Source organism: Thermonema rossianum DSM 10300, assembly GCF_000426825.1.
Taxonomy (GTDB): Bacteria; Bacteroidota; Bacteroidia; order Cytophagales; family Thermonemataceae; genus Thermonema; species Thermonema rossianum.
This window is the reverse complement of sequence record NZ_AUGC01000012.1, coordinates 100930-109779: the sequence shown is the minus strand read 5'-3', so window position 1 is coordinate 109779 and position 8850 is coordinate 100930. Positions and strand designations below refer to the sequence as shown.

The 8850-nt window shown below is 49.1% G+C and carries 7 protein-coding genes; 5 read left to right on the top strand and 2 right to left on the bottom strand.

Going from position 1 to position 8850, the window contains the following annotated elements; all coding sequences use genetic code 11:
* Positions 1–334 precede the first annotated feature (334 nt).
* Positions 335–1441 carry a Glu/Leu/Phe/Val family dehydrogenase gene (locus K384_RS09570; protein ID WP_038031757.1) on the bottom strand — a complete coding sequence of 369 codons (1107 nt, stop codon included), beginning with the start codon at positions 1439–1441 and terminating at the stop codon, positions 335–337.
* A 164-nt stretch (positions 1442–1605) separates the two neighbouring features.
* Between K384_RS09570 and K384_RS09565 the strand changes: the two genes are divergently transcribed.
* The 4 genes from K384_RS09565 to metK all read left to right on the top strand — a co-directional run bounded on the left by K384_RS09565 (position 1606) and on the right by metK (position 7937).
* Positions 1606–3372: an ABC transporter ATP-binding protein gene (locus K384_RS09565; protein WP_038031755.1), complete on the top strand. Its 1767-nt coding sequence runs from the start codon at positions 1606–1608 to the stop codon at positions 3370–3372.
* A 117-nt stretch (positions 3373–3489) separates the two neighbouring features.
* On the top strand, positions 3490–5535 hold the full coding sequence (locus tag K384_RS09560) for an ATP-binding protein (RefSeq protein WP_038031753.1): 2046 nt from the start codon (positions 3490–3492) through the stop codon (positions 5533–5535).
* Between the two features lie 6 nt (positions 5536–5541).
* On the top strand, positions 5542–6546 hold the full coding sequence (locus K384_RS09555; RefSeq protein ID WP_038031751.1) for a glycosyltransferase family 9 protein: 1005 nt from the start codon (positions 5542–5544) through the stop codon (positions 6544–6546).
* Positions 6547–6662: 116 nt separating this feature from the next.
* On the top strand, positions 6663–7937 hold the full coding sequence (metK, locus tag K384_RS09550) for a methionine adenosyltransferase (protein WP_038031748.1): 1275 nt from the start codon (positions 6663–6665) through the stop codon (positions 7935–7937).
* Positions 7938–8035: 98 nt separating this feature from the next.
* On the opposite strand, the gene K384_RS09545 is transcribed toward metK, so the two are convergent.
* On the bottom strand, positions 8036–8554 hold the full coding sequence (locus tag K384_RS09545; RefSeq protein WP_038031746.1) for a hypothetical protein: 519 nt from the start codon (positions 8552–8554) through the stop codon (positions 8036–8038).
* Between the two features lie 83 nt (positions 8555–8637).
* Between K384_RS09545 and K384_RS13975 the strand changes: the two genes are divergently transcribed.
* On the top strand, positions 8638–8760 hold the full coding sequence (locus K384_RS13975; RefSeq protein ID WP_262509243.1) for a hypothetical protein: 123 nt from the start codon (positions 8638–8640) through the stop codon (positions 8758–8760).
* Positions 8761–8850: the final 90 nt, after the last annotated feature.

The window sequence follows — 8850 nt, the reverse complement described above, 5'->3', positions numbered from 1 at the left end:
TTCGAGCGTAAGTGAGAAATCTCTTTTTGCTTCCTGTGGCTTGGATTGATGAGATCTCTCACTCGCTGCGCTCGTTCGAGATGACAAGAAGCGTGAGGTTCGGAATGACAAGCTGCGCTCCGTTCTGAAGTAACCAAAAAGACGGCTTGGCTTAAAAAGAGATGTTTGCTGCATGCGACACGAGAAGAAGGTGAGCCGGAGTTGCTTTAGTGAGATGCCTGGCTGTACTGCGTTTCGTCCGGCATGGCAAAACAAAAAAAGAGCGGCGCCGTGGCGCCGCTCCGAACCCCTATGAACAAACAGGCATGTGCACCCGGCACATACCCGGCTGTTCTTATATACGGCTTTTGAGCTTGGCAGCATTATGAATGCGCTCCATAGCGGTGCGCAAAGCTGCTTCGTGCGTGGTTATATTTTCTTTTTCGGCTTTTTCGAAGAGGGCAAGCGTAAAGTCATAAATACGCTCGGTTTGTTCATAGGCACGCTGACGGTTGTAAACAGGCAGCGCTATTTCGGTATATACGTTGATGATGCCGCCGGCATTGATAAGAAAATCGGGCGCGTATAAGATGCCTTTTTCCTGGCACATCTTGGCATGACGCACTTCGTCTTCCAATTGGTTGTTGGCAGCACCGGCAATGATGGCACATTTCAGGCGCTCCAAGGTATTGTCGTTGACGGTGGCACCCAAAGCACAAGGGGCGTAGATGTCAATGTCAAGGTCGTAAATGCTGTCAGGGTTTTCAATTACTTGTGCTCCTTTTTCTTGGGCTGCTTTGAGACGGTCTTCGTAGATATCGCTGACAAACACCACGGCCCCTTCTTTCACCAGATGCTCAATCAGGTGGATACCCACATGCCCGGCTCCTTGTAGCGCCACGCGCTTGCCCTGCAGGCTGTCGTTTCCATATACTTTTTTGGCAGACGCCTTCATGCCCATATACACCCCGTAGGCAGTAACCGGTGAAGGGTCGCCACTGCCGCCCAAGCTTTCCGGCTTACCGGCTACGTGAGGGGTCTCCATCGCCACATATTCCATATCTTGGGTAGAAATGCCCACGTCTTCGGCGGTGATGTACTTGCCTCCCAAGTTGTTGACAAATTTGCCGAATGAACGGAAGAGCATTTCCGACTTGTGCTTGCGGGGGTCGCCGATGATTACGGCTTTGCCACCGCCCAAATTCAAGCCGGAGATGGCGTTTTTAAGGGTCATTCCACGCGACAAACGCAGTACGTCACGCAGTGCATCGGCTTCGTTCTCATACATCCACATACGGGTACCACCGGTAGCCGGTCCCAATACGGTGTTATGAATGGCAATGATGGCTTTGAGCCCGGTGGCTTCGTCGTAGCAAAACATCACCTGCTCGTGTTGCAACTGCTCCAGTTGAGTGAACACTGAGCTTTGCAATTGGGTGGGGGTTAGGGTATTCACATCCATCGGCTTGGTGTATAAAATTTGACTACTTTTGTGTATCTACACAGAAATTGACTGCAACAATAGGAAACTTTTTGAGTTGTAACAACATTCCTGCTACATAAAAGCGTGCGCAAGTTAGGTAACTTATTTGAAAAACACAATTTTAAATTACCATAATACAAGAAATGAAAGCACTTAAAGCACTGAATCCGTATTTATGGCGTTACAAGTGGCATCTGCTGGGTGGTGTGTTGTTCACTTTCATCTCGAACTATTTTCTCATACAGCCTGCTCCCATTGTTCGAAAAGCCTTCAACAGCATAGAGGCACATATTGAGGCTTATCGAGCGGGCAACTTAGAAGCCGAAGCCTTTGAGCAGCAAATCATTATTTATGGGGTGCTGTTGCTGTTGATGGCAGCGGGCCGCGGCTTGTTTTTGTTCTTTATGCGGCAAACCATCATTGTCATGTCGCGTTTGATTGAATATGATTTGAAGAACGATATTTTTTGGCACTACCAAACCCTCCCGCTGGCTTTTTACCGGCAAAACAATACCGGCGACCTGATGGCGCGCATATCTGAGGACGTATCTTATGTGCGCATGTATTTGGGACCGGGCATTATGTACGGACTGAACCTGCTTTCTCTTTTCCTGATGCTCATCCCCTACATGCTGTCGGTCGATGTGAAACTGACCCTTTACACACTCTTGCCCTTGCCGGTACTTTCTACCATCATTTACTTTGTGAACAACATTATTAACAAACGTTCGGCAGAGATACAGCGTAAACTGTCGGAGCTGTCAACATATGTGCAGGAAGCTTTTTCGGGCATACGCGTACTGAAAGCATTTGCCCGGGAAAAAGACAACGGCGAGCGCTTTGCAAAAGAAAGCGATGCTTACCGGCACCAGGCTTTGAAGCTGGCACGGGTCGAGGCACTGTTTTATCCGGCCATCTTGGCATTGATTGGTCTTAGCAACATCATTGTAGTGTATGTAGGCGGCATAGAAGTAGCCGCCGGCAATATTACCAAAGGCAATATTGCAGAGTTTATTTTGTATTTAAACATGTTGATTTGGCCCGTTACCTCTTTGGGTTGGATTACCAGCGTCATTCAGCGGGCGGCTGCTTCTCAAGAGCGTATCAATGAGTTTTTAAACACGCATACCACCTTGGTTTCGCGCCGCCATCTGCGCCCCGAGGTGAAGGGCGATTTACGCTTCGAAGAGGTGAGCTTGGTATATCCCGAATCGGGCATTAAAGCACTTGATAAAATAAGTTTTCATGTACCTGCCGGAGGGAAGTTGGCAATTTTGGGCACCACCGGATCCGGGAAAAGTAGCATTGCCAACCTGATTTGCCGCCTTTATGACCCTACCGAAGGGCGTATTTTACTGGACGGAGTAGATTTGCGCGACTATGACCTTACTTACCTTCGCAGCCAAATAGGCTATGTGCCGCAGGATGTCTTTTTGTTTTCGGATACTATTGCCAACAACATAGGTTTTGGCATGGACGAGGCACCTGCCGAAGCCATAGAGGAAGCAGCGCGCCGTGCCGATGTGTATGATAACATTATGGATTTTCCGAAGGGATTCAGCACCATACTGGGCGAAAGAGGCATCACACTTTCAGGCGGGCAAAAACAGCGGGTATCCATCGCACGGGCATTGATTCGCAAACCCAAAATATTGATATTGGATGACTGTCTGTCGGCAGTGGATACCAATACGGAACACCGTATTTTGGAAAACCTACGCGAAGTAATGGAAGGGCGCACCAGCATCATCATTTCCCACCGGGTATCTTCTGCCAAACTCGCAGACCAAATCATTGTGCTGGATGAAGGGCGCATCGTAGAGCGTGGAACACACGACAGCCTGATGCAGGCCGGCGGCCTCTACAAACAGCTTTATGAAAAGCAATTGCAGAGCGAAGAAACTTTATAAAAGTGCTTTTGCACTTCTTTGGCAAAATATTACACAAGCTGCATTGTTTGACAAAATTTATTTGCATAAATTATAAAATACTTGTTTTATGCAGCTTGAATGAGTTTTAATAAATGTATGCTTCGTCGTCTTTGTTTGCTTTGCACACTCATTTTGAATTTATGGATGGGGGGCGTGCCGGCCCGTGGGCAGCAATCAGTAGAAGATAGTCTCTTGCAGCAGGTACCTAAGCTGCGCTCAGAGAAGGAAAAAACCAAAGTTTTCTTGCAATTGGTAGAGACTGTCGAAGCAGACAGTTTGAAGCTGTACTATGCCGATCGTGCTTTCTTGAGCGCTCAAAATGCCCACAACGACAGCCTCGTAGCGCGTACGTGTTTTATCTTGGGCTATTTATTGCAAGACACTCCTTTCAAGCAAGAAGCCGAAAACTACTACCTGCTGTCCATAGAGAAAGCCCAAAAGATGGGGTGGCGCGATTTCCTTTACTCGGCTCATGCTGCCTTGGCTGTTTTTTACAACCGTATCGGTATTTATGACAAGGCGCTCAAGCATCATTATGAAAGCCTTAAGCTGGCAGAGCTCTCCGGTGACTCGTCAGAAGTGGCAGCTGTACGTAACGACATAGCCATGGTGTATTCCAACCTTGGCAAGCACCGCGAAGCCATTGACTTTTACAAGCAGGCGTTGGCTACTTATGAGCAGCAAAAAGATACAGCCAGCATGGCCACCACGCTCAACAACTTGGGCATAGAATACATGGAAATAAAACAGTATGACCAAGCCATTGAAACACTGCGCCGCGCTGCACTCTTTTATGAAAAGAGTGGCAGAAGTCACATGCTCTCTTACCCTTACAACAACCTTGGGGACATCTATCTTGCCTTGCACGACTATGACAAAAGCTTTGCCTACTATCAAAAAGCACTGGAAATAGACCGGCAAAACCAAGATGACTTTGGCGTAGCCATTGGTTATTTGAGCCTGGCAAAGGTATATCATGCCCGCGAAGACTACCACAACGCACTTTTGCTTTTAGGTAAAGCCATTCCCTACTTTGAACAGCATCAAGCCGCCGAGTACCTGCTCGAAGCCTACCCCTTGGCTATAGACTGCTATCGCAAGCTGGGAAAGTACGAGCAAGCCCTGGAGTATTACGACCTCTATACGCGTTTGAAAGAAAAGGTGCTCTCGCAGGAAAAGCTGGAATACAGCGAAACAGCCCGCTTCGAATATGAATCGCAATTAAAAGCACAAAAAATCAAAATACTTGAGCAAGAAAAATCAATTGCACAGCTCAAAGAGCGCCAACAGCTCTACTTGAACTATATACTGGGCGTGATGCTGCTTTTTACCGGCGGCATAGGCATACTTTATTATCGTCGCTACGTTCACAACAAGCAGCTGCGCCAAGACTTGGAAAAGCAAAAAGCCATCATCGAAGAGAAAAACCACCACCTTTTGCAGCTCAATCAAACGAAAGACATGCTTTTCTCCATCATCTCGCACGACATTCGCAGCCCACTCAACTCACTGGTGGGATTCCTCGATGCCATCAGTGCACAAGCAGACTCTTTCAGCAAAGAAGAAATGGTTATGCTGCTGCGCCGCCTTTCCTCTTCGGTTTATGGATTGCGCGAACTCATCGACAATCTATTGGTATGGGCGCGCAGCCAAGCCGATGGTATTCACTTCACCCCTGCCGCTTTTGACCTCACCCATACGATAGATAGCATCATTGCTCTTTTCCGGCAAAATGCAGCGCAAAAAAGAATCCATATCCATACTGAGGTTTCGTCTTCCCTGCCCATAGTAGCCGATCCTCAAATGACCGCCTTCATCATACGGAATTTGTTATCCAATGCGTTAAAATTCACCCCAAGCGAAGGGAATATTTATCTGCGCGCTTACATACAAGACGACAAGTGCTACATACATGTGAAAGACAGCGGCATAGGCATTCCCCCGGAAGACATTCCTAAGTTGTTTAAGAAAAATGAAATTTATTCGCGCAAAGGCACCAACGACGAACGGGGCACGGGTTTGGGGCTGAAACTGGTCTATGAGTTTGTCAAACAGCACAACGGCACCATAGAAGTGCAAAGCGAAGAAGGCAAAGGCACCGAGTTTATTGTAACTTTGCCCACCAACCCATCAGTTGCATAAATTGTCATGAATAAAATACTGGTTATTCAAACTGCCTTTATTGGCGATGCCATTTTGGCTACTGCCCTGCTCGAAAGCCTGCACGCTGAATATCCCCAAGCAGAAATTGATTTTCTGGTGCGCAAAGGTAATGAAGGGCTTTTCCACAAGCACCCATTTTTGCATGAGCTTATTGTCTGGAACAAACAAACAGCCAAATACAAAGATTGGTGGCGAATACTCAGGCATATACGCCGGCGCCGCTACGATGCGGTGATCAATGTGCAGCGCTTTGCCGCCACCGGCTTATGGACTGCCCTCTCAGGGGCGGCTTTTACTGCCGGCTTCAACAAAAACCCTTTTTCTTTTGCCTTCCGGCACCGTGTGGCGCACCATTTCGACCGCGGCATGCACGAAATAGAACGGAACCATCAACTCATCGCCCCCTTGGTAAGCCGGCAGACACCGCAACGCCCGCGCCTCTATCCTTCTGCCGATGACTATGCCCGGGTGGCGCACTACCAAAGCCACTCCCCCTATGTGTGCGTGGCACCCGCTTCGGTATGGTTCACCAAGCAGTATCCCGAACACAAGTGGGTTGCCTTTCTGCAAGCCTTGCCCCCCTCGCTGACGGTTTACCTGCTGGGCGGTCCGGCAGATTATGCCTTATGCGAACGCATACGCTCTGCCGTAAAGGAGCGCCCCATTCATAACCTTGCCGGCAAGTTGTCGCTGCTGCAGTCGGCGGCACTCATGCAAAAAGCGCTGATGAACTACGCCAACGACTCCTCGCCCCTTCATCTGGCATCTGCCATGAACGCCCCCATCACGGCGGTATATTGCTCTACCATTCCCGGCTTTGGCTTCTATCCGGTCTCTGAACAGAGCCATATTGTAGAAACGCAGGGGTTGCTGCCGTGTCGCCCTTGCGGCATCCATGGGCATAAGCAATGCCCCAAAGGGCATTTCCGCTGTGCCGAAAGCATCGAAACAGCTCAATTGACCGCCTGCCTGCCTCCCTTGCCGCAATAAAAAACAAAGACGGCAAGCCGCATGCTTTATTTTGAAGCATTTATGTGTAAAATCTTTAACTTTGACACACATTTTTTAAATTTCATCCTTCAAACACCATTTAAAACCTGAAATCTATGGGATACTTATTCACCTCCGAGTCTGTATCTGAAGGGCATCCCGACAAAATTGCCGACCAAATATCGGATGCTATCTTAGATGCCATGCTCATGCAAGATGCAGATTCGCGCGTGGCTTGCGAAACGCTCGTGACCACCGGCTTGGCAGTCATTGCCGGTGAAGTAACCACCAAAGCCTATGTGGAAATCCCGGATGTCGTGCGCGAAACCATCCGCCGTATCGGCTATACCAAACCCGAATACCGCTTCGATGCCGACTCTTGCGGCGTCATTGTGACCCTCCACAGCCAATCGCCCGATATTGCCCGCGGCGTGGATGAAGGCGAAGGAAAAGACCAAGGCGCCGGCGACCAAGGCATGATGTTTGGCTATGCCACCAACGAAACGCCCGAGTACATGCCTATGGCTCTGGCTTTTGCCCACCGCTTGGTAGAACGCCTTGCCTATATCCGCAAAAACGAACCGGAATTGATGCCCTATCTGCGCCCTGACGCCAAAGCGCAGGTAACCATCGAATATGACGACAACAACAAACCGCGCCGTGTGCATACCATCGTGGTATCTACCCAACACGACGAATTCGACACCGACGAAAACATGCACCGACGCATCACCGAAGATGTCAAAAAATACGTCATCCGTGAGGTGATTCCCGCCGAATATCTGGACGAAAAAACCATCTATCACATCAACCCCACCGGCAAGTTTGTGATTGGTGGACCTCACGGCGATGCCGGTCTTACCGGGCGCAAAATCATCGTGGACACTTACGGCGGAAAAGGCGCCCATGGCGGCGGCGCCTTCTCGGGCAAAGACCCTTCGAAGGTGGACCGTAGCGCAGCCTATGCCACCCGCCATATTGCAAAGAACCTGGTGGCTGCCGGTGTTGCCGACGAAGTGCTGGTGCAGGTGTCTTATGCCATTGGTGTAGCGCAGCCCGTATCTCTGACCGTGAACACTTTCGGCACGGCAAAAGTCAACAAAAGCGATGTGGAAATAGCTGCCATCGTAAAAGAGTTGTTCGACCTGCGCCCCAAAGCCATCATTGAGCGCTTGGGCTTGAAAAACCCCATCTATACCCCGACGGCGGCTTACGGGCACATGGGACGCACCCCCTATGAAGCCGAAGTGGATATGTTCACCGTGGATTTGGTAGAAGACGAGCACGAAAAGAAAGAGATACGCCGCAAAACCAAGAAAAAAGTAGAGTTTTTCACTTGGGAAAAGCTCGACTACGTGGATAAGATAAAAAGCGCTTTCGGGCTGGCTTAAAGCCACTCCGTATGCCATACACAAAACACAGAAGGCTCCTGATTACAGGAGCCTTTGTGCTTTTTCCGCTGTTTGCCGTTCAACACACAAGCGTGTGTTTATTCTTCATCTTCCTGCAATTCCTCGCTCAACTTGTTTTTCTCAATTTCGTTTCCTTGCTCGTCCACAAACACGCTCAGTACCTGGGCACCTTTGCGCAAGCGCAACTTATATACGGGTGCTTTGGATGTGTCTTTAAGCGACCATGTTTTGGAACCGCCTTTCAACTCAAAGCCTTCATAACGGGCAGCTGCCGAAGCCACCGAGGCGGGTAATTGGTCTGCTTTGTAATAAGAAGAAGCCGATAAAGCCTTGCCGTTGGGGCGATAGCGGGCGCGGGTACGCACGCCTTCGTAGTCAAATACCGCTACTATCTTACCACGCTCTTTGTCGTTTTTGTTCACCCATTTATGCCCTTCCCAACGGATAACCTTCACCCCGGGGAACAGGCGGTCATGCGTAGCCTTCACTTCGGCAGGTACTTCCTCTTCGTTCAATACTTTCACACCCATCTTTTGAGCTTGTGCCCCGCCGGCAATCACAAGCAATACAAGAAGCAGTTGCAACATCTTTTTCATAGTCTTTTCTCTTTTTGGTGAAACCATGCACCGCTTAGACCCCGCCATATGACAAAAGGTTTAAAGGGAAAAGAAAAATGTTTGTGCATACCTACAAAAAAGATACTTTCGACAGCCTTCACTTCGTATTACTCAAACGCTACAAATCACAGCTTGTCATCCCGAATCTCCCGCTGTCTGCCATCTTGAACGGGCGCAGCGAATGAGAAATCTCAATCTCAAACCCATCAAGCCTTAAAACACAAAATAGATTTCTCGCTACGCTCGAAATGACAAAGAGGGTGCTCGAAAGGACA

Coding starts and splice junctions, on each gene's coding strand:
- K384_RS09555 (WP_038031751.1), top strand. CDS start 5,542: ATGAATAAAATACTGGTTATTCAAACTGCCTTTATTGGCGATGCCATT.
- K384_RS09565 (WP_038031755.1), top strand. CDS start 1,606: ATGAAAGCACTTAAAGCACTGAATCCGTATTTATGGCGTTACAAGTGG.
- K384_RS09545 (WP_038031746.1), bottom strand. CDS start 8,554: ATGAAAAAGATGTTGCAACTGCTTCTTGTATTGCTTGTGATTGCCGGC.
- K384_RS09560 (WP_038031753.1), top strand. CDS start 3,490: ATGCTTCGTCGTCTTTGTTTGCTTTGCACACTCATTTTGAATTTATGG.
- metK (WP_038031748.1), top strand. CDS start 6,663: ATGGGATACTTATTCACCTCCGAGTCTGTATCTGAAGGGCATCCCGAC.
- K384_RS09570 (WP_038031757.1), bottom strand. CDS start 1,441: ATGGATGTGAATACCCTAACCCCCACCCAATTGCAAAGCTCAGTGTTC.